Genomic DNA, 21969 nt, shown 5'->3' on the forward strand with positions numbered 1-21969 from the left:
GTGGAGGCCATGACGCATTACCAGCATCCCAGCGCCATCGTGGACGAGGGCGCGCAGATCGGCGAAGGTTCGCGGGTGTGGCATTTCGTGCACGTTTGTGCGGGTGCGCGCATCGGCAAAGGCGTTTCCCTGGGCCAGAACGTGTTTGTCGGCAATCGCGTGACGATTGGCGACCGTTGCAAGATCCAGAACAACGTGTCGGTTTACGACAACGTGACGCTGGAAGAAGGCGTGTTCTGCGGCCCCAGTATGGTGTTCACCAACGTCTACAACCCGCGCTCGCTGATCGAGCGCAAGGACGAATATCGCGACACGCTGGTGAAGAAGGGCGCCACGCTGGGCGCCAATTGCACCATTGTCTGCGGGGTTTCCATTGGCGAATTCGCCTTTGTTGGCGCTGGTGCCGTGGTCAACAAGGATGTGCCCGCCTATGCCCTGATGGTAGGCGTGCCGGCGCGCCAGATCGGCTGGATGAGCGAATTCGGCGAGCAGTTGGAATTGCCTCTGCGGGGCGATGGCGAAGCCGTGTGCTCGCATACACAGGCGCGCTACGTGCTCGAGAACGGCGTGCTCCACAAGATCGAAAGAGCCTGACCAGGCAACGCCCTGGTCTCGCTCACCACCTTGGCCAGGTGCATTTCAGCAGCTGAAGGGCTGGTCAAGCCGGGAACCAGGGCTTCCAGGTCGTTGGACATAAAGTGCAGCATTCCTGCTGATGTACCGGAAGCCGATTGTTTAGCCCTTTCCTTTTCGCCCATTCGGCAACAAGTGAAAGCAGCTGCATTGCACGTAATCCATTTCGGGAATACTCATGATCGACTTCATCGACCTCAAGGCCCAGCAGGCACGCATCAAGGACAAGATCGATGCCGGCATCCAGCGCGTGCTGGCACACGGCCAGTACATTCTGGGTCCGGAAGTGGCGGAGCTGGAAGAGAAGCTGGCTGCCTACACCGGCGCCAGGCATTGCATCACCGTGGCCAACGGCACCGACGCCTTGCAGATCGCCCAGATGGCGTTGGGCATCGGTCCCGGCGATGAGGTAATCACGCCCGGCTTCACTTACATCGCCACCGCGGAGACGGTGGCCTTGCTGGGTGCCAAGCCGGTCTACGTGGACATTGATCCCCGCACCTACAACCTGGACCCAGCACTGCTGGAAGCGGCCATCACGCCGAAGACCAAGGCCATCATCCCGGTATCGCTCTACGGCCAGTGCGCCGACTTCGATGCCATCAATGCCATTGCCGCCAAGCATGGCATCACGGTGATCGAGGACGCTGCGCAGAGCTTCGGCGCCAGTTACAAGGGGCGCAAGAGCTGCAACCTCACCACCATCGCTTGCACCAGCTTCTTCCCCAGCAAGCCGCTGGGCTGCTATGGGGACGGCGGCGCCATCTTCACCAGCGACGATGAGCTGGCTAAGGTCATGCGCCAGATTGCCCGACACGGGCAGGATCGGCGCTATCATCACATTCGCGTAGGCGTAAATAGCCGGCTGGATACCCTGCAGGCCGCCATTCTGTTGCCCAAGCTGGAAATCCTAAACGATGAGATCGAGGTCCGCCAACGCGTGGCGGGATGTTACAGCGAGCTGCTCTGCAGGGCCGGCGTGGCAACCACGCCTTACATAGAATCGCATAATGGTAGTAGCTGGGCACAATACACCATTCAGGTCGATCAACGATCCGACGTGCAGGAGAAGCTCAAGGCGTCTGGCATCCCCACTGCCGTGCATTACCCCATTCCACTCAACCGCCAACCAGCAGTGGTTGACGTTAAAGCAAAGCTGCCCGTAGGCGATACGGTGGCTGAACGGGTAATTAGCTTGCCAATGCATTCTTACCTTGACCAAACCAGCGTCTCCGCCATGGCCCAAGCAGTGGCCGACGCTTGTGCTGTGGCAGTCTGATGCTTGCCATTCTGCGCGAGCGTATCGCTGCATGTCTGCCAAGAGGGCGTCTAGCTCGTGGCATCGTCGCCTTGGCAAGCGGAACCGCTGCAGCACAGGCCATCACCGTTTGCATGATGCCTATCGTAACAAGGCTATATACGCCGGCGCAGATTGGCGTGATCTCACTATTTCTCGCGTTTTTTGGTTTCTGGTCGGCAACGCTTTCCTTGCGTTACGAATACGCCCTACTGATCGCGAGGGACGATGAAGAGTCACATGTTGTACATCGCTTAGCCGTCGTGTTGGTTGTGGTGATGTCTGTGCTTGGACTGCCGATTTTACTAGGGTTGCAGCGCACGGGCATGCTGGGTTTCGAGTTGTTGCCGAATTGGGCTCCATTTGCAGCCGTGCCCATTTTGTTGGGTTATGGGATATTCATGGTGTACCGCTCGTGGGCGCTACGCGCGGGCACCGTGAATGACATCACCAAGGCAACAATCGCCCGGTCAGCCGCCAATGCCGGCACGCGTGTGGCGCTCGGTCTTTTCGGTGGCGGGACAATAGCGTTGTTCGCCGCAGAATTCGCCGGTGCGTGGGGGGCGATGCTTGAGCTTGCGCGCAATGCCCGCAAGCACTTTGCTTCCAGCAAGCCCATCAGCATACGACGCTGTGATCTTGTTGGCGTGGCGCGACGATTCAGCAAATTTCCTGCTTTCGAAACCCCATCAACTTGGGTAAACCAGCTGGCATTGACGCTACCGTTGCCGATGGTCGCCTCATTGCATGGTGCGGCAGCTGCCGGCTGGTTCGGTCTTGCGCGTGCAATGGTCGGGATACCCAATACGCAGATAGGTAGTGCGGTCGCGGACGTGTTCCAGATGGAGCTGGCAAGCGCTTTGGTGGCGGGAGAAGCAGCACGCGCCCGTGGCTTGTTCTACAAATTGATGCGCAAGTTGGCACTCTTTGGTCTCGTGCCGTTGGTTGCCGTAATCGTATTGGGCCCATGGCTAGTGCCGTGGATTTTCGGTCAAAAATGGAAAGCGGCGGGTTGGGCGGCTGCGATCATCGCGCCGTGGCTGTACGCGGCGTTAGTAGTGAGTTCTCTAAGCCGAACCCTGTCGGTAATTCAGGCTCAGGAATACAAGTTTGTCTATGATGTAGGGGCTGCATCATTATTCATCCTGGCGTTTTTTGTTGCGAAATACACGCATCCGTCATTTTTGGAGCTTGTCAGCATCTTGTCTGGGACAGGAGTGCTTTCTTATATAATATATCTTGTCCTGCTTGTGGTGGTCGTCGAAGCACAATTGGAAACACGGTGAAATTTTTATTGGTAAAATTTACGAATAATTGGCTAGAATATAATAGCTTTAGCAGAAAACTATCTCGATAAACATTGACCAACCCTAATTAGGTGATGATATGACATTTGAAAAATGGGTACTCTCTAGCGATTGTCATACAGATTTGAATGTATGTCTGCAAGCGTTAAGACTGATTCAGAAATATACGTGTGCAAGATAGTATAAAACTACATTAGCTGGAACAACTCAAGTTTGTCGCTAGGTTGGCTCAAAATTCGAACCAAGCTGAGCGTCTCTTTGAGAAAAGCTCGACGTCAAATAGTCTGCTGTCTATCCAATGGGTGGAAATAGCCATGGCAAAGTCAAGAGGCTTACGGAAAGCTTATGGTTTCATCGTAAGTGCCTTGCTGCTGACGAGCCAAGGTGTTGCAGCCAGTCAAAGTGATTCATTTAGGAAGATCGGCGCATTCGTAGCGCCAGGGAAAATTACTGGTAGTGCGGAAGGACCATCACCAAAGATCGGCGCGCGCACCCTTTATGTCACACGTACATACCTGGGAAAGGGTATAAGTACCATGGCTATAAACCCTGCGACGGGTATGCTTAAGAAATATTCCAATCCCGTCAAAACTGAAACAACAGCGTATGGCCTATCCCTCGGGCCTGATGGCAACATGTATATGGGCACTGTTCCTAATGCTCATTTGTATCGGCTAAATACGCGCACACAGAAATTGGAGGATATCGGTATACCAATCCAAGGAGAAAAATTTGTATGGGATCTTGCAGTTGCAAAGGACGGGAAAATATATGGAGTGACATCCCCTCACTGTAGTTTGTTTTCCTTCGACCCTAAAACAGGAGTCGCGACGAATCTTGGGCGAATGAGTCGTCAGAATGAGTTTGCACGCTATATTGTTGCCGGGGGCGATGGCTATCTTTATATAGGTACCGGCTCAACCAAGGCCGGCATTATTGCATACAATATTAAATTTAGAGAACTAAAAGAAATAGTTCCGAAAAATGCAAGAGAAATTGGATTTTATCATGTTGTGAAGAATAGAAATGATGTGGTCTATGCGGTCGGCCCAAAGCTTTTCTATCAATTGCACAACGGCAATGCTGAGGAAATTTCAAAACAGACGCTTGATAAATTAATGGCGGCAGGTGTGCCTGCGACCTTGCCGAAGATTAAGGGTGATGGCGAAAGCATGCCAATCTTTCGTTTGGCAGCGGGAAGCAATGGAATAATATTCGGGTCTACAATATTGCCCATGCATATTTTTTCACTGAATACCGCGACCGGAGCATTCGAAAACTTAGGGAAATGGGGTGACGGGGAGGCATACTCCTTGCTTTGGCATGATGGGCAGTTGCTTATCGGTGCGTATGGTGCACCGACGCCGTTGATGTCATACACGCCCAGCTTGCGTGTAACAGCTGAAAGCAATGGGGCTTCTAGTAATCCAACGCAAGTTTCGTATCCATCAGCCGATGAAGGATGGAGGCCCATGGCTATTGCAGTTGATAGTAACCATATGGCGTATGTTGGATCGATTGGTGGCACGGGTCAGATTAATGGCCAATTCGACATCTGGAATCTGAAAACAAATAAGGTGCAGAGCATCCCTGGACTGATCCCAAATCAAAGCATTGTGTCGTTGACAGTAGACAGGAATGGTCTGATATATGGGGGGACAAGTATTGTCGGTGGAAGTGGTACAACACCTAAAGCAAAAAGCGCGGTGCTCTTTGCATTTAATCCCACAACTCGGCGGGTTGAGTGGCAAATCGCTCCTGTTCCTGGTGCGCCAAGCATTACAGATCTTGTTTTTGCTGTAGATGGTAGATTATTTGGATTCGCGGGAGGCACTCTTTTTGAGTATTCGCCATCATCGCATCAAGTAAGACGTTTAGCGAAGGTCGATTATGGCAACATAATTTATAACGGTGCAACAATTCTAAGTAATGGCATGATTTATGGCTTGGCGAATAAAGGGGTATTTGTAATTAACTCTTTGTCTGGAGAGACCAGGTTAGTTGCAAAAGCGCCTGAGGCAATAACTGCTGGAGCGGCTGTGGTGCGCGACGAGTTGTATTTTGCTTGTGGGTCTGATGTATTCGCATACAAGCTGCCGAACTGAGTCGTTCGTTATAGCCATGAGCCTGTAAATTTAATTGGTGCTACGAATCAATGGGAGTCTATTCTGTGGGATTGGTGAAATACACGGCGTGTTTCATGATTGCTTGGGCATATTCCAGTGTATGTATGCCGGCAGAGCAATACTAAATATCACACATAGTTGCGGGCTATCATGAATTTTTAATACTTTCTGGAAGTGACAATGATGCGTATATTGCATAGTGCAGCAATGATGACTCCGTCACGTGGACAACTTACCCAGATGACCTGGGAGCAACAGGCCGCAGAGAATGTTGGGTTGGCCTGGGATAGTCGCTTTTTCTGTCCTCGAGATTCCACTAAGCCATCGGCGATCGTACAATATTCTGATGTTGTATCATTTCAAGACCTGAAATCGTTGACGCAGAAAATAAGGTCCTGGTTCAAGTTTCGGCGTAGCTATTACGATTGGCTTGGATGCGTGCAAGATAGCTATGATGTACTTTTGCTGCGCTACAACTTTCATGACCCGTATCAGCTGGCGTTCGTACGCAAGGCGAAATGCCCTGTCTACTTTGTGCATCACACACTGGAAGTTCCTGAGCTATTTTCATCTCACACGCTGATGGGGATGGTGCGTGGCGTAGCAGACTCGTTCCTCGGCCCTGCCACTTTACGTGCGGCAACTGGAACCATTGGTGTTACGGACGAGATAGCGCGCTACGAATACGAGCGCACAGGTAGGGCCTGTTTGCGTACTGCGGTATTTCCGAATGGCGTCGAATACTCGGATGATGTGGTATTGGATGAACGCCAAGGGCTGCCAAAGTTGCTGTATGTCGCCGGGACTTTTGCGGTATGGCACGGACTCGATTTGTTGTTGAGTGCATTGCGCGAATCAAAAGAGGAATTGACTTTGCACTTGATTGGTCAGCTGTCTGAACATGAGCACCGGTTGGCTGCAAGAGATCCGCGTGTTCGTCTGCACGGCAGCATGCCACGCGAAAGTATTCGAAAGATTGCTGCGCTTTGTGACATCGGACTGTCCACTTTCGCTTTACAACGGAAAAAAATGTATCAAGCCTGCACTCTTAAAGTTCGCGATTATCTAACTATGGGCCTTCCTGTATATGCTGGTTACGATGATGTATTTCCATCGGCATTTCAGTATTACGTTAATGGTCCGGTAAGTATTGAAGCAATTGTTAAATATGCTAAATCCATGCGTAGTGTGTCGCGTCAGGTCGTGGCCGATGCAGCACGCCCCTATATTGACAAAGGCGTTTTAATGAAGGATTTGTTGAAATCTCTATCGACAGAGATGACACCAAAATGAGTAGGGAGCTGGTAATTATTCTGGCGTGGACTTTCGCCATTATGGTGCTTGTCCCAAAATTGCTTAGGCATACTGAGCTCGGTTTTTCCCCAAAAGGCCAGCGGTTTGGTTGGTGGGCACTGCTACTGTATTTGCAGTTTGTAATGGTTTTGCTTGCTCCAATATTAATAGCAATATATGGGGTTGGTGCGTTTCCGCAGTCACTATTTGTGGCGACAGATGGCCAGACTTTTAATATTAGCTTAATTGTACTATATGCGGTCACTTTGTTTTTCATTACTTTAAGTTTGTCGCTTCGCGTGGTATTCAGTAAGAAAGTAGAGTATGGGGCGTGCTGCGGCCCGCAAGATTACCAAGCTTCTCAGCGTTTTGCATTTGCAGCCATGGTGAGCGGCATGGGGATCATGATATTTGGGATTGTCTTCCTTAAATTTCATAATGCTCTGATTGATGTGCTCCTGACGGGAGATGATTTGTGGACGGTGAGGCGTGCAAACAAATACTTCACTGACCTTCCATCCATTTTTCAATATTTAATTACTGTTTCCGGTTGGATAACCGCCGTGCATGCCGGTTTTGCTTATGGAAAACGCCGGTATGCAGAGGGCGGGTTTTATACTGTGTGCACTGTGCTGTTAGCAGGTGCAGCTGGGGGCAAGGGACCTGTGCTTCAAGCCTTGATCATGATTGCATTGGCTTATGCGGTTGTGCGCCAGCGGGGCTTAAATCCGCGATCTGTAGTGCTTTTCACCGTATTGGGAATTCCTCTTGCTTTTGGTGTTTTATATTTACTTGTGTCGCTGCAAGTTCCAAGCTTGACACCTGAGTTGTTCGGGGGGTATTTGGCGAATCGTCTGGGTGTCGGGCAAATGGCTGGAACCTATGACGGAATTTCGTTTTACCAAAGTTTGGGGAGACGGGTGACAGGCGATTTTTGGATCGACATATTTCCGCTTTCCCACAGTTTTGTGCCGCATCTTTCGTACGCGCGCAAGCTTATGATGGATGTCGAAGGTTTTGCGGCAGATAATACCGGCATGAAGAATTCGTTTTTTGTGTCTGAGGCATTTGGAATGGGTGGGATGACTTTGGTTGTTATATCGCCAGTCATTGTGGGGATCTCCTTTGCAATCGGGATCAAGTTAATCGGCTGGATTTTGAAGCGCTTATTTAACGCACGCGTATCGTCCATGTACTTCATGCCGATTGCACTTGTTTCGCAAAATGTAACTGGTGATTTTTCTCAATTTCCACTGTTGCGCGGATTCTTCACGTTGATGGTCATGCTTGTAATTATCGCTATTCCGTATGTTTTGTTTGGTCGAATTCGGCAAACGCTGCCGCGCAGACACGCTTTTTTGTCGCGCGACGAAGCGGGGACGCCGCGTTCATTATGAACAATCTGTCTGTAACTTTGTATTCCAAATATGATCAGCTTGGAGCGAGTTCGCGTCTCAGGATGTATCAATTCCTTCCCCTCTTGGAAGAATTGGGCGTTTCTGTCCGAAAAAAGCCACTCTTCGGCAACGGCTATTTGAGGAATATTTACATTAATGGAGGGCGCTTGAATAAAGCTAGGGCGTTTGGGTATTACCCGCGACGTGTATTCGATGCCTTATGCGGCCGTTCTAGTGACATTACATGGATTGAGGGTGAGCTTCTTCCCTATCTTTTAGAGTCATTGTTGACAAGGTCACTGCGCCCCTATGTCGTTGAATATGACGATGCACTTTTTCATCGTTACGACCGGTCTGCAAACCGGATGGTGCGAGAGGTTCTCGGTAGCAAGATTGATCAGATCATGGCAAATGCCGCCTGTGTCATCGCCGGTAACAATTACCTTGCAGCTCATGCAATTCGTGCCGGGGCGGCACGCGTCGAAGTTGTTCCAACAGTTGTCGACCCATCCAGATATATTGTGGCTGATGATCGCTTCGGCAAAAGCCTGACGATTGGATGGATCGGATCGCCGGCTACCGAAAAATATTTGAATGTCGTTGCGGGAGTTTTGGCAGATGCCTGCAAGCGACATAGTGCCCGATTGCTTTTGATTGGTCCCCGCCAATCCGTACGGCATCTATTCCCGGGAGTTGATGTTGAAATCTGCCAATGGGTCGAGGAAGAGGAAGCGTCGATGGTGGCTAAGATGGATGTCGGCATCATGCCGCTTGTGGATACTGAGTGGGAGCGTGGCAAGTGCGGCTACAAGTTGATTCAGTATATGGCGAGCGGTGTACCCTTCATTGCATCACCGGTAGGGGTGAACGATGAAATTGCAAAACACGGCGGGGGACTGCTTGCTGACTCGCAAGAGGAATGGCGCGAAGCCATCGACAGGCTGCTTGACGATGCTCCACTGCGATCAGAAATGGGGAAGGATGGTCGTAAATCTGTGACCGATTGGTATAGCGTGGATGTACAGGCGCCGAGATTGGCTGCCATTTTTCGAGATGTCGCAAGGAATCGAGACAAACCATGTGCGGCATAACAGGGATATGGGAGAGTGGCGCCAGCGGTTCGCCACAATGTCGTGACCAGCTGCTTCGCGCCATGACTGGTGCTCTCCGTCATCGCGGGCCTGATGACGCTGGCTTTTTTGCAGACGCCAATGCCGGTATTGCACTTGGCCATCGACGCCTGTCGATTGTCGACTTGTCGCCGCTTGGTCACCAGCCCATGATGTCACCAAGTGGTCGACATGTCATCGTGTTCAACGGCGAGGTGTATAACCACGCCCGCTTGCGTCCGGAATTGGAAAAGGCAGGTTTCGCATTTCGTGGGCACTCCGACACTGAGGTCATGCTGGCGGCGATCGAACATTGGGGCTTGGAAGCTGCCCTAGACCGTTTTGTTGGCATGTTCGCTTTTGCGCTGTGGGACAAGCAAAACCGTACTTTGGTGCTTGCTCGTGATCGCCTTGGTATCAAGCCGTTGTATTACGGCTGGGGTGGATCTTTTTTCGCTTTCTCATCGGAACTGAAGGCGTTTTCGGCAATTCCTGGATTTGCAAATCAAATAAATCGTGACGCATTATGCTTGTTGTTGCGCTACAACTATATTCCTGAACCTTGGTCTATCTGGCAGCATATCTACAAATTGCCGCCAGGATGTTTTCTGCGCGTAGATGCGCAGATCGCAAGGACGCCGATGAATGTGGCGGCATTAACATCACGCATCGCGCATTTTTGGTCAGCACGGGATGTTGCAGAAGCGGGTGAGCGGGAGCGATTCAAGCTATCGGATGCCGATGCGACTGCCGAACTTGACAGGCTATTACGTGATGCAGTGAGGCTTCGAATGGAGGCGGATGTGCCGTTGGGAGCGTTCCTTTCCGGCGGAGTCGATTCGTCCGCGGTGACGGCGCTGATGCAAGTGCAGGCGTCAAGACCGGTAAAGACCTTCTCGATCGGTTTTGAAGGTGATGACTATGACGAGGCCAAGCACGCCAAGGCTGTGGCTAAACACCTCGGCACTGACCATCATGAGCTGTATGTGACTGCTCGGGACGCATTGAATGTCGTGCCGCAGTTGCCCACGATGTTCGACGAACCCTTTGCTGACTCGTCGCAGATCCCAACTTTTCTAGTATCAAAATTTGCACGCGGCACGGTCACCGTAGCTCTTTCTGGCGATGGTGGAGACGAGTTATTTGCTGGTTACAACCGCCACTTTTGGGGTGGTGGATTGCGCCAAAGACTAGACAGCATTCCGCATCCTGTCAGACGCGCGCTGTCGGGAGCATTGAGGGGGCAGTGGTTTGGTCGCTCGTTGGAGCACCTTACTCCCATGTTGCCGGCCCGTTTTCGATTGAAGAATCCGCGCGCCAAGGCGGACATGCTTGTTGACATGCTCGGCGCGTCATCCAATGAAGAGCGTTACAGATTGTTGGTATCACAATGGCGCGATCCGGCAGCCGTGGTTCTAGATGCTTCCGAGCCTCATACGATGCTTGACGATCCTTTCATGCGCGCGGTTCTGACCGATCCGGCGGAAAGGATGATGTACAACGATCTTGTCACGTATCTTCCCGGCGATATTCTTACCAAGGTGGACAGGGCTAGCATGGCAGTGGGTCTGGAAGCGCGTGTGCCGCTGCTCGACCATCGCGTGGTTGAATATGCTTGGCGCCTTCCGGTGCAAAAGAAAATACGTAACGGTCAGGGTAAATGGCTATTGCGCCAGGTGTTGTATCAGTATGTGCCGAGGGAGCTGATTGAGCGCCCCAAGCAGGGTTTCGGTGGTCCAGTGCATCAATGGTTACGTGGTCCGCTGCGTGATTGGGCTGAGTCCCTTTTAGCAGAAGACGGTCTACGGAGGGAAGGATTCTTCGATCCGGGCCCGATTCGTGCAATGTGGCAGGCCCACTTATCAGGTCGAGCCGATTCCACTTATCGATTGTGGGGCGTGCTGATGTTTCAGTCTTGGCTTAGAAACGATGGGTAGAATTTGGCATTTGCCGGTTTGTTTAAATGCTGCTTATTCGGAACTTGGCAGTTTCTCATGATTGGTTAATTTGAGGGTATGTGTGACGCATCGGTTCTTGATTATCGCTGGATTTGCTGATTCGTTGGTGCTTTTTCGCGGCGCGTTGATAGCAGAGTTGGTTGCGAATGGTCTGGAGGTTCATGCTGCGGCGCCAGGAATCAGTACGAATCAGTCAATGCGAATGAAATTGGAGCGAATGGGAGTCGTTTGTCACGATATTCCTGCGCGGCGCGCCGGAACGAATCCGGTGGCCGATCTGTGGCTGCTTTGGCGACTGGTAAAATTGATGCGGGACTTGAAGCCCGACGTAGTGTTGGGTTATACGATCAAGCCAGTAATATACGGCAGCATTGCGGCATGGCTAACGCGGGTTCCACGTCGATTCGCGATGATTACAGGCCTGGGATTTGCCTTCACAAATGGTCGCAGCGGTCGCCTGCAGAGCCTGATTCGTCAGATGTATACGTTCGCTTTGAAGCGGACCGACAAGGTGTTTTTCCAGAACCCTGACGATCATGCGCTCTTCAGGGAACTAGGTATTGTTCAACCGTCCCTTCCCGTAGCCGTCGTCAATGGCTCCGGAGTAGATGTTCAGCAATTTGTGCAAGAGCCACTTCCGAACAAGGAAGTTCGATTCCTGATGATCTGTCGCCTGCTGGGCGACAAGGGCGTGCGCGAATATGCGGCGGCAGCGCGTCTGGTTCAAGCAACTTATCCTGCGGCTCGCTTTTGTTTGGCAGGTTGGATTGATGAAAACCCAGATTCCATTGTCCAGTCGGAACTTGATGGTTGGATAGCAAATGGAGCGATTGAGTACATCGGTAGACTCGATGACGTACGTCCGGCCATCGCGTCGTGCACGGTCTATGTGCTGCCGTCCTACCGAGAAGGAACACCGCGCACGGTCCTGGAGGCCATGTCCATGGGGCGGCCAGTTATTACCACGGATGCGCCAGGTTGTCGCGAAACGGTTGTGGATGGACGAAATGGGTTCCTTGTCCCCGTTAAGTCGGTTGATGCCTTGGTCCATGCGATGGAAGCGTTTCTTTTAGATTCTACGCTTGCATCGAAGATGGGTTGGGAATCGCGCAAGATCGCAGAAACAAAGTATGACGTTCATAAGGTCAATGAAATCATGATACGAGAGATGGGGCTGGATGCGATGACCGTAGGTCGGAGTGGTCCTCATGACTGACTCCGTCGAAATGTTCGAGACAATTATCGATTTGACGCGTTCCATCTATGGCGATGGTTTCATTCCTCTGCATCGCCCAGTATTTGATGGCAACGAAAAGCAGTACCTGATCGATTGCATCGACTCCAATTTTGTCTCCTCAGTAGGAAAACGCGTCACGGAATTTGAACAGAAAATAGCCGCCTTTACCGGTGCGAAACACGCAGTAGCCACAGTTAACGGTACGGCGGCGCTGCATGTGTCGCTGCTGTTGGCGGGCGTGGAACGTGGCGATGAGGTGATTAGCCAGGCTGTCACCTTCATCGCTACCTGCAATGCCTTGAGTTATGCAGGTGCACACGCGGTATTCGTGGATGTAGATCGCGAGACGCTGGGCATGAGTCCCGATGCACTGCGAAGGTTTCTTGCTGCCCATGTTACACGCAGGAGTGGCCAAGCCTTCAACAAGAGGACCGGGAGGCGCATTGCGGCGTGCGTACCGATGCATACATTTGGCTTGCCGTGTCGCATCGAGGAAATCGTGGCGCTGTGTCGGGATTCCGGTATCACGGTGATCGAGGATGCCGCCGAATCGTTGGGCAGCTATGTGGGGCGACGTCACACTGGCACGTTTGGTAAGATGGCCACATTGAGCTTTAACGGCAACAAGGTGATCACCACGGGCGGCGGTGGCATGATCATCACGGATGATGACGAGCTGGCCGTGCGCGCCAAGCACCTCACCACTACAGCCAAGATTCCGCATCCGTATGAGTTCGTACACGATCTCACGGGCTTCAACTACCGCATGCCAAATCTCAATGCTGCACTGGGGTGCGCGCAGATGGAGGAACTCCCGCGGTTCCTAGCCATCAAGGCTGATGTGGCGCGGCGCTACGGCGAGTTTTTCGATCGGCATGACATCCAATATATGCGTGCGCCTGCGGGGACCAAGTCCAACTATTGGCTCAATGCCATTGTGCTCGATTCGCTAGCTGAGCGTGATGCATTCCTTGAATACAGCAATGCCCAAGGCGTGATGACGCGGCCGATCTGGCGGCTGATGACTCGGCTGGAAATGTACAAGGACTGTCAGCATGACGGTCTGGAAAATTCACGTTGGCTGGAGGAACGGGTGATCAACCTGCCTTCCAGCGTGCCGGATAGTGCAATAGTTGCGACTTGAGCACGGACAGCGTGTTCCGGGAGGAAGAACCTCGATGTATATGGAATCACATGAACATACTTGAGTTGATTGGCCGTACCAAGCCCCTTTTCGACACGGATGTGTCCCGGGAAGAGGCGATGCTGTCCGAACTTGTTGGTGCTGGTCGCTTTCTGGTCATCGGCGGTGCCGGTTCCATCGGCCAGGCGGTGACGCGTGAGATCTTCAGGCGCAAGCCGCGGGTGTTGCACGTGGTGGACATCAGCGAAAACAACATGGTCGAGCTGGTGCGCGACATCCGCAGCACGCTCGGTTACATCGATGGTGACTTCCGTACTTTTGCCATCGATTGCGGTAGTCGTGAATTCGATGCGCTGCTCGCATCGGGCGACGGCTATGATTATGTATTAAATCTGTCAGCGCTTAAGCATGTGCGTAGCGAAAAGGACCCCTTCACGCTGATGCGCTTGATAGAGGTAAACGTGTTGAACACGGTCAAGACGATTGAGCTGGCCGCTGCCACTGGCGCACGGAAATATTTCTGTGTATCTACAGATAAGGCGGCAAACCCGGTCAATATGATGGGAGCGAGCAAGCGCATTATGGAGATGTTCCTGATGCGCGCGAGCGAACGACAGCCGGTCTCGACGGCGCGCTTTGCCAACGTGGCATTCTCGGACGGTTCGTTGCTGCACGGATTCAATCAGCGTTTTGCCAAGCGGCAACCGATCTCTGCTCCCAACGACGTACGTCGCTATTTCGTCACGCCGCAGGAGTCGGGTGAGCTTTGTCTGATGTCCTGCCTGCTGGGTGAGAATCGCGACATCTTCTTCCCGAAGCTGAGCGAGGCTCTGGATTTAACCCGATTCTCGGATATAGCGGTGCGCTACCTCCACGCGTTGGGGTATGAGGCTTATCCATGCGCCACCGAGGAGGAAGCCCGATCGCGTGCTGCCGAGCTGACTTCTCAGAAGAAATGGCCTTGCTACTTTTTTGCCAGCGATACCACCGGCGAGAAGGATTTTGAAGAATTCTTCACCGATCGCGAGAATTTGGACATGAATCGGTTTGCTAGTATTGGTGTGATCAAAAACGCTCCGGTTTATGATCAGATCAGGCTCGAGGTGTTCATGGAGAAACTCAATGCATTACGAAATCAATCGACCTGGAGCAAGATGCCGATCGTGGACTTGTTCAATTACATGATTCCCGATTTCGCTCACAAGGAAACCGGTAAATATCTCGACGGCAGGATGTGACCATGCAGCGGTTGCTCGATGTCATTTTCTCTGGCCTTGCCTTGCTGGTGCTCTCTCCGCTGCTGGTGCCCATAGCCATCGTGCTGCGGCTTAGCGGAGAAGGTGAGGTGTTCTACGTGCAGCAGCGAGTGGGGCTTGGCGGCAAGCCGTTCGGATTGTACAAGTTCGCCACCATGCTCAAGAACAGTCCTAATCTGGGCACCGGTACTGTGACAGTGAAGGACGATCCGCGCATTCTTCCGGTGGGCAGGTTCCTACGCAAGACGAAGATCAATGAGTTGCCTCAATTACTCAATATCCTGAAAGGTGACATGAGCATCATCGGGCCGCGGCCGCAGACTCAGCGCTGCTTCGATGCTTTTCCTGCTCCTTCGCAAGCCGAGATCGTCAAGGTGCGGCCGGGACTTTCAGGAGTGGGCTCCATCGTCTTCCGCGATGAGGAAGAGCTGATGCACGCTCACGCCGATCCGGACCACTTCTATGACGAAGTCATCATGCCTTACAAAGGCCAATTGGAAGAGTGGTACGTACGGCATCAGGGTGCGCGTACGTATCTCACATGTATTGCGCTGACAGCTTGGGTCGTGCTGTTCCCGAAGTCACGCGCAGCCTGGCGGATGCTGCCTGACCTCCCGGTGCCGTCGGCCGTGCTTGAGTCTGCGCTTGAGGCCGCTGCTTGATGGAGATGGATCGCCGGGAGATTTGCAGGCAAGTCGCGCGATTGCATATCTCCTGCATCGGCCAGGGGTTTCTTCCCCAATTGGGGGAGAGGTTCCTGGCACTGATGTATGAGGCGATCGATGAATGCGACGATAGCGTGCTTATCGTATCGATGGAAGGCAAGCGCGTGGTTGGGTTTGTCTCTGGCGCGATAGGAATGAAGCCGGTCTATACCCGGATGATATGCAAATTTCCTCGCCTTGCTTGGGCTTTGGCGCCGTCAATATTCAAGCCCACGCGTATTCGGCGGATACTGGAAATAATTCGGTATGGTAGTAAAGAAAACGATTCTAGCTTGCCGCATGCCGAGCTGCTGAGCATCGCAGTAGACGCTTTGTTTCGCGGACAGCAACGAGCCGACGGGCTCTATAGCAGGTTATGTGAGTACTTCGCATCAGATGGACAGGACTCTTTCAAGATTATTGTAGGCAAGGCATTGCAGCCTGCACATCGCTTCTACACTAGGATGGGTGCTACTCCTGCCGGCGAGACAAGGGTGCATGCAGGCGATGATGCCTCGATTATCTACGTGCAGCAGCTAGCGCGTTAGGCAAACGCCCTATAGCGGTAAAATCCGTTGCCGGCGAACTAGTCGTTCAAAGCGTTTTGGCTGTTGCCAAGCAGCGTGCCAAGGGACGCATTCGAGCGAACACGGGTCGTGATATCGGAATCGTTTGCTGCCTGCAGGCTTGCGATTCCTTCCTGCTTCGCGACTTGCCGTACCCACAATCGCGTAGCCATCACGGTGTAGACGGCAACAAGTACACCGAACGCAGCAAGGTTCGCTGCTGTACCGAACAGCCTCACCACCGAACCAAAAAACGCCAATGCTGCGGCAAATGCGATCAGACAAATCAGCGTGGAACGCGGCCCCAGCCCGGCACCCATGATGATGTGATGGATATGCCCGCGATCCGGCTTGAACGGCGACTTGCCTTGGCGAAGCCGGCGATACATCACGGCCAGGGTATCGAGTACCGGCAGCGCCACGCACCACAGCACATCAACAGGTGACAGGTGTCGCGGATTGCCCTGGCTGAAGTCGATCAGGGTCCAGGCGAACAGGTAGCCCAGCACCATGCTGCCGGCGTCGCCGAGGAAGACCTTGCGGCCGACCAGGCCCAGGTTGGCGGCCAGGTAGGGCAGCAGGGCGGCGCCCATCAGCAGCATCAGGGCGGCGGGGCCATGGACCTGCGCGGCGTTGCCGTACAGCAGGATGGCGCCGATGCTGACCAGCGACAGGCTGCCGGCCAGGCCGTCGATGCCATCCATCATGTTGAAAGCGTTGAGCAGGCCGATCACCGCGACCACGGTGAACGGTATGCCCAGCCAGCCCAGCATCAGCTCGTGGCCGAACAGGCTGCCAAGGCTGTGGATGTAGACGCCGGTGGTGGCAATGACGGCGAGGATGGCGATGGTCTGCACCAGCAGGCGAGCGCGCACGCTCAGGTCGTAGCGGTCATCGAGGGCGCCCAGCAGGGCCAGCGTTGCGGCGGTGGCGAGCAGGACGTGGACGAAATGCCCGAAGCCGCCCAGCCACAGCGCGCCGGCCAGCATGCCGATGAACACGGAAAGCCCACCCACGAGGGGGATTTCGCCCACGTGGTGCTTGCGGACGTTGGGGCGGTCGACCAGGCCCAGGGACGCGGACCAGCGCACCAGGATGGCCAGGGCGGCCACCGATACGCCCGCTGCGATGGCGCAGGCCAGAACTGTCCGTGTGTCAAGCATGGGATTCTCCTCGCTTATCCCCCTTGAGGGCGGGCCAGGGCCCGTCTCGGCAGGGGCGTCATGCGGCAACCATCCTGGGCACAGCCGTGCTGCGTCCTGATGACGCGCACGAGAAGTTTCGGAGTCGTTCCCCCTGCTTGACGAGTCCTGCCCGTTCCGTGCTGCTTGCGTCAAACGTCCGGCGAGTTTATCACGCGGAACTGGCTGGGGGCTAAATGAAAATGCCCCTTGGCCGATATAGAGGGGTTTGACCTCCGGTTTTCGCAAGGCGCTACGAAAAACTGCAAACCCCGGGTGAAAAGGGTTTTCACGGCGATACTGCGCCCTTTTCATGCGGTTGCCGAAAAGGGTGTGCTGGCGCCTCAATGGAACATGAGGTTGATCGCCACCAGGGTAATGGCCAGCACCAGCAGGGTCAGCGGCAGGCCGGCGCGCAGGAAATCCTTGCCTTTGTAGCCACCGGGGCCGGTGACCATCATCAGCGCGGGATGGCCGGAACTGATCAGGAAGGTGTTGGACGAAGACACCGCCACGATCAGCGCATAGGCGGACGGGTTGCCGCCGGTGGCCACGGCCACGCTGATCGCCACGGGCACCATCATCACGGTGGCGCCCACGTTGGACATCACCTGCGAGAACAGCAGGGTGAGCACCGCCAGCGCCAGCTGCAGGATCCACGGCGAGGCCCCGCCCATGTGCGCCAGCACCTCCTGCGCCAGCCAGGCGGCAGTGCCGGTGGAGTCCATCGACCAGCCCAGCGGGATCAGGCAGGCGGTGACGAAGATGGTCTTCCAGTTGATCGCCTTGTAGGCCTCGTCCATGTTCAGCACGCCGGAGAGCAGCATGCCGATGGCGCCGGTCATCATGGCGATGGACAGGTCGAGGTGGGTGAACAGGGCCAGGCACTTGGCGGTTAGGAAGAAGCCCACGGCCTGCCAGATCTTGTTGGGCCGCTGTTCCTCGCGCGGAATGTCGGTGACTACCACCAGGTCGCGGTCCTCGGCGGTCTGCGCCAGCTCGCGCCAGCTCGAATGCAGCACCAGGGTGTCGCCGGGGCGCAGGCTCACCGAACGCACGTCGTCGCGGTACACGTGGTCGCCGCGGGTCACCGCCAGCACCGAGATGCCGTGGCGCTTGCGCAGACGCAGGTCGCCGACGGTCTGCTTGATGAAGCGCGAGCCGGGCGGGATCACCGCCTCGGAAATGCCCGCCCGGCTGGGGTTGAACAGTTCGCCGAGTTGGCGCATGCGCGGCGACAGGCGGCACAGCTGGTTGTTGGCGAACTGGTTGATCTGCTCGCGCGGGCCCAGCACGCCCAGGACCGAGCCTACCCAGATCACGTGGTCCACCGGCGGCGCCATGCGCGCCTCGTTGCCGCTCTTGATGGCCAGGATCAGCGGCGCGCCGTGCAACTGCTCGGCCTCGCCGATGCTCATGCCCACCAGCGGGCTTTCCGCGGTGACGGTGAGTTCGGCGGCCTCGCCCACGATGCCGTAGGTTTCGGCGAAATAGCTCTCGGTGCGACCGGGGGTCACCTTCTGCCGTGCGTCCTCGCGCTCGGGCAGCAGCTTGCGGGTGAACAGCCAGAAGAACGCCACGCCGGCCACCGCCAGCGCCAGGCCCACCGGGGTCACGCTGAACAGCCCGAACTTGGGGATCGTCTGCGCGCCCGGCGGCAGGTTGTTGTTGGCGCTGGCGATCAGGTCGTTGAGCACGATCAGCGGGGAGTTCGCGATCAGCGTCGTGTTGGTGGCGGTGAGGATGCAGAACGCCATCGGCAGCAGCAGCCGCGAGATCGGCACGCCGGTGCGCGCGGACAGGCGGCTGGTCACCGGGATCATCAGCGCCGCCAGCGCCTGGCTGGGGATCACCGCACTGAACAGGCTGGTGACCGAGTTGATCACCACGCCCAGCCGCGATTCCTTGCCGCGCGCCATGTGCATCACGAAGCGGGCGGTGAGGCTGAGCACGCCGGCGCGGTCCAGTCCCTCGCCCATGATCATGATCGCGATGATGGCGATCACCGCGTTGCCGGCGAAACCGTTGAACACGCGGTCGGCGGGGATCAGCCCGGTCAGGCCGATGGCCACCACCACCAGCAGCGCCACCATGTCGGCGCGGATCCATTCCAGCACCAGCATGAGCATGGTGAAGACCACCAGCCCCAGCACCAGCATCATGTCGGGGGTAAGCGTCAGCCCCACTAGCGGTCGTCCCGGCTGGGCGGGCGGTCAGGTTGGATGCGGATGGGCAGTGGAAGATTCACGCTGCGGCAGCTCGGTCCCCGTTTGCCCGCAAGTATAAGCGGCTTGTCGCACGGGCCGGTGAACACATGGCATATCCATGGTCCGCCGCTTTGCGCTTCTCCCAATGATGACGGGCCGCAGCCTTCCTCTCCGAGTGCAGGGGAGGAGGGGTAGGCAACCTTGCGGCCAGGTTGGGTTGACCCCCTCCCAACCTCCCCCTGCAAGCAGGGGGAGGAGCCGGAGCGTTGCGAGGTTGGGTCTGGCGGAGCAGCTTTTACGCACCCGCACCCGCACCCGCACCCGCACCCGCACCCGTACCCGCACCCCGTACCCGCACCCCGCACCCCGCACCCCGCACCCCGCACCCCGCACCCAGCACCCAGCACCCAGCACCCAGCACCCAGCGCGCGGAGGGCAACGAGGCTGTTGCCCCCTCCCCTGCGTGCAGGGGAGGGCTGGGAAGGGGTAGGCAACCTCGCGACCAGTTCGGTTTGACCCCACTCCCAACCTCCCCCAGCACGCAAGGGAGGGACTGGAGCATTGCATGGTCAGGCGCGGCGGTAGAGCAGGTCCCGCACGCCGTGGCCCAGCTTCAGCCCGCGTCGCTCGAAGTGGGTCTCGATGCGCCATGCCGGTTTCTCGGCGTACTGGCCGGGGGCGATGGCGTTGCGCCAGGCCGGCGCGGCCTCCATCACCTCCAGCATGTGCTCGGCATAGGGCTGCCAGTCGGTGGCCAGGTGCAGCAAGCCGCCGGGGACCGTGCGCGAGGCGAGCAGGGCGACGAATTCCGGCTGGATGATGCGGCGCTTGTTGTGGCGTTTCTTGTGCCAGGGGTCGGGGAACCAGATGCGCGCCTCGGCCAGCGTGCCGGGGACGATCTCGTGTTCCAGCACCTCCACCGCGTCGTGCTTGTAGAGGCGCACGTTGGCGGCGTCGCGCGCGGCCAGCGCGTTCATCAGCCGGCCCACGCCGGGGCCGTGCACTTCCACGCCCAGGTAGTCGCGCGCCGGGTCGTGCTCGCTGGCCCAGGCCAGCGCCTCGCCGTTGCCGAAGCCGATCTCCAGCACCAGTGGCGCCTGCCGTCCGAAGAGGGTGGCATGGTCCTGCGCGGCGCCCGTGTAGTCGATGCCGTAGCGGGCCCAGTGTTCGTCGAAGGCGCGCTGCTGGGCGGGCGTCATGCGGCCTTCGCGCAGCACGAAGCTGCGGATGCGGCGGAGGTGTCCGGAGGGAGTGTCGTCGGTCATGTCAGGCGAAACGCGTCGAGTGAATCCCTCTCCCTTCGGGAGAGGGGGCCGGCAGGCGGGTGAGGGTGCGGGCGGAGCGAATTATGGATGGCTTGCGCAAGACTTCGGCCGCGTACTGCAACCGAACCCTCACCCCCGACCCCTCTCCCACAGGGAGAGGGGAGAAAGCAGCGAATCAGCCGATGGTGCCGTCGAGCGGGCTGGAGGCCGAGGCGTAGCGCTTGCGCGGGATGCGGCCGGCCTTGAACGCGGCGCGGCCGGCCTGGATCGCCAGCTTCATCGCGTGCGCCATCAGCACCGGATCCTTTGCGCCGGCGATGGCGGTGTTCATCAGCACGCCGTCGCAGCCCAGCTCCATCGCCACCGCCGCGTCGGAGGCGGTGCCCACGCCGGCGTCGACGATGACCGGCACCTTCGCGTTCTCCACGATCTCCAGCAGGTTGTAGCGGTTCTGGATGCCCAGGCCCGAGCCGATCGGCGCGGCCAGCGGCATCACCGCCACACAGCCGATCTCCTCCAGTTTCTTGGCCAGGATCGGGTCGTCGCTGGTGTACACCATCACCTCGAAGCCGTCGGCCACCAGCGTCTCGGCGGCCTTGAGGGTTTCCACCACGTCGGGGAACAGGGTCTTCGCGTCGCCCAGTACTTCCAGCTTCACCAGGGCATGGCCGTCCAGCAGCTCGCGCGCCAGCTTGCAGGTGCGCACGGCGTCGACGGCGTTGTAGCAGCCGGCGGTGTTCGGCAGCAGGGTGAACTGGTCCGGCGGCAGCGCGTCGAGCAGGCTGGGCGCGTTCGCGTCCTGGCCGATGTTCACGCGCCGGATCGCCACCGTGACGATTTCCGCGCCGGCGGCCTGCGATGCCGCGCGGGTCTCGTCGAAGTCCCGGTACTTGCCGGTGCCGGTGAGCAGGCGCGAGGCGTAGGGCTTGCCGGCGATGACCAGCGGGTCGGCGATGTCGATGGGCTTGAGGTTCATGGGAAAGCCGGTTTTGAAGAAGCGGCCGCTGCGCGGCCGGAACGGTGCGCCAGGTCGTGCCGTTGGCCAGGCATCGACCGGGCGCGCTTACCCGCCGCCGATGGCGTGGACGATCTCGACGTGGTCGCCCTCGGCCAGCACGTGTTCCGGGTGGCGGCTGCGCGGCACGATCTCGTGGTTCACCTCCACCGCCACGCGGCGGCCGGCATAACCGGCCGCTTCCAGCAACCGGGCGAGCGTGGTGGCGGGGGCGCAAACGTGCGGCTGGCCGTTGAGCTTGATCTGCATGCGGCCATTGTAGCGGCATGCCACC

Annotated in this window: 18 protein-coding genes; 13 read left to right on the forward strand and 5 right to left on the reverse strand. The window is 56.4% G+C overall.

Annotated features, from left to right (window positions below):
• Positions 1 to 9: 9 nt before the first annotated feature.
• From wbpD to QMK61_RS04820, 13 genes are all read left to right on the forward strand, one after another.
• On the forward strand, positions 10 to 594 hold the full coding sequence (gene wbpD, locus QMK61_RS04760; RefSeq protein WP_302070839.1) for a UDP-2-acetamido-3-amino-2,3-dideoxy-D-glucuronate N-acetyltransferase: 585 nt from the start codon (positions 10 to 12) through the stop codon (positions 592 to 594).
• Between the two features lie 217 nt (positions 595 to 811).
• Complete coding sequence (locus QMK61_RS04765; RefSeq protein ID WP_302070841.1) at positions 812 to 1912, forward strand: DegT/DnrJ/EryC1/StrS family aminotransferase; 1101 nt, start codon at positions 812 to 814, stop codon at positions 1910 to 1912.
• Positions 1912 to 3216, forward strand: coding sequence for an oligosaccharide flippase family protein (locus tag QMK61_RS04770; protein WP_302070843.1), 1305 nt, complete (start codon positions 1912 to 1914; stop codon positions 3214 to 3216). The genes QMK61_RS04765 and QMK61_RS04770 overlap by 1 nt, the downstream gene beginning before the upstream one ends.
• Before the next feature lie 335 nt (positions 3217 to 3551).
• Positions 3552 to 5342 (forward strand): hypothetical protein, encoded by a 1791-nt coding sequence (locus QMK61_RS04775; RefSeq protein ID WP_302070845.1) that lies wholly within the window; start codon positions 3552 to 3554, stop codon positions 5340 to 5342.
• Between the two features lie 201 nt (positions 5343 to 5543).
• Positions 5544 to 6656, forward strand: coding sequence for a hypothetical protein (locus tag QMK61_RS04780; protein ID WP_302070847.1), 1113 nt, complete (start codon positions 5544 to 5546; stop codon positions 6654 to 6656).
• On the forward strand, positions 6653 to 8053 hold the full coding sequence (locus tag QMK61_RS04785; protein ID WP_302070849.1) for a hypothetical protein: 1401 nt from the start codon (positions 6653 to 6655) through the stop codon (positions 8051 to 8053). The genes QMK61_RS04780 and QMK61_RS04785 overlap by 4 nt, the downstream gene beginning before the upstream one ends.
• Positions 8050 to 9144 carry a glycosyltransferase family 4 protein gene (locus QMK61_RS04790; protein ID WP_302070851.1) on the forward strand — a complete coding sequence of 365 codons (1095 nt, stop codon included), beginning with the start codon at positions 8050 to 8052 and terminating at the stop codon, positions 9142 to 9144. Before QMK61_RS04785 ends, QMK61_RS04790 begins: the two co-directional genes overlap by 4 nt.
• Positions 9132 to 11099 carry an asparagine synthase (glutamine-hydrolyzing) gene (gene asnB / locus QMK61_RS04795; RefSeq protein WP_302070852.1) on the forward strand — a complete coding sequence of 656 codons (1968 nt, stop codon included), beginning with the start codon at positions 9132 to 9134 and terminating at the stop codon, positions 11097 to 11099. Before QMK61_RS04790 ends, asnB begins: the two co-directional genes overlap by 13 nt.
• Positions 11100 to 11181: 82 nt before the next feature.
• Positions 11182 to 12336: a glycosyltransferase family 4 protein gene (locus QMK61_RS04800; protein ID WP_302070854.1), complete on the forward strand. Its 1155-nt coding sequence runs from the start codon at positions 11182 to 11184 to the stop codon at positions 12334 to 12336.
• Positions 12329 to 13501, forward strand: a complete 1173-nt coding sequence (locus QMK61_RS04805; RefSeq protein ID WP_302070856.1) for a LegC family aminotransferase — start codon at positions 12329 to 12331, stop codon at positions 13499 to 13501. Before QMK61_RS04800 ends, QMK61_RS04805 begins: the two co-directional genes overlap by 8 nt.
• 50 nt (positions 13502 to 13551) lie before the next feature.
• Complete coding sequence (locus QMK61_RS04810) at positions 13552 to 14739, forward strand: UDP-N-acetylglucosamine 4,6-dehydratase (RefSeq protein ID WP_302070870.1); 1188 nt, start codon at positions 13552 to 13554, stop codon at positions 14737 to 14739.
• Positions 14740 to 14741: 2 nt separating this feature from the next.
• Positions 14742 to 15419 carry a sugar transferase gene (locus tag QMK61_RS04815; RefSeq protein WP_302070872.1) on the forward strand — a complete coding sequence of 226 codons (678 nt, stop codon included), beginning with the start codon at positions 14742 to 14744 and terminating at the stop codon, positions 15417 to 15419.
• Between the two features lie 5 nt (positions 15420 to 15424).
• The gene (locus tag QMK61_RS04820; protein ID WP_345783619.1) at positions 15425 to 16009 is read left to right on the forward strand and encodes a GNAT family N-acetyltransferase; all 585 of its coding nucleotides are present in this window, start codon (positions 15425 to 15427) and stop codon (positions 16007 to 16009) included.
• 38 nt (positions 16010 to 16047) lie between these two features.
• Here the strand turns inward: QMK61_RS04820 and QMK61_RS04825 are convergent, their stop codons facing one another.
• The 5 genes from QMK61_RS04825 to thiS form a co-directional block, all read right to left on the reverse strand.
• Positions 16048 to 17190 (reverse strand): undecaprenyl/decaprenyl-phosphate alpha-N-acetylglucosaminyl 1-phosphate transferase, encoded by a 1143-nt coding sequence (locus QMK61_RS04825; protein WP_302070874.1) that lies wholly within the window; start codon positions 17188 to 17190, stop codon positions 16048 to 16050.
• 362 nt (positions 17191 to 17552) lie between these two features.
• Positions 17553 to 19370: an SLC13 family permease gene (locus QMK61_RS04830; protein WP_302071166.1), complete on the reverse strand. Its 1818-nt coding sequence runs from the start codon at positions 19368 to 19370 to the stop codon at positions 17553 to 17555.
• 614 nt (positions 19371 to 19984) lie between these two features.
• Positions 19985 to 20680, reverse strand: coding sequence for a tRNA (guanosine(46)-N7)-methyltransferase TrmB (gene trmB / locus QMK61_RS04835; RefSeq protein ID WP_302070875.1), 696 nt, complete (start codon positions 20678 to 20680; stop codon positions 19985 to 19987).
• Positions 20681 to 20855: 175 nt separating this feature from the next.
• A complete protein-coding gene (locus tag QMK61_RS04840; RefSeq protein WP_302070876.1) occupies positions 20856 to 21656 on the reverse strand; it encodes a thiazole synthase in 801 nt (266 codons plus the stop codon).
• Between the two features lie 87 nt (positions 21657 to 21743).
• Positions 21744 to 21944: a sulfur carrier protein ThiS gene (thiS, locus tag QMK61_RS04845; protein WP_302070877.1), complete on the reverse strand. Its 201-nt coding sequence runs from the start codon at positions 21942 to 21944 to the stop codon at positions 21744 to 21746.
• Positions 21945 to 21969 lie beyond the last annotated feature (25 nt).

The organism is Fulvimonas sp. R45 (assembly GCF_030504985.1).
In the GTDB taxonomy this organism is placed as follows: Bacteria; Pseudomonadota; Gammaproteobacteria; order Xanthomonadales; family Rhodanobacteraceae; genus Rhodanobacter_A.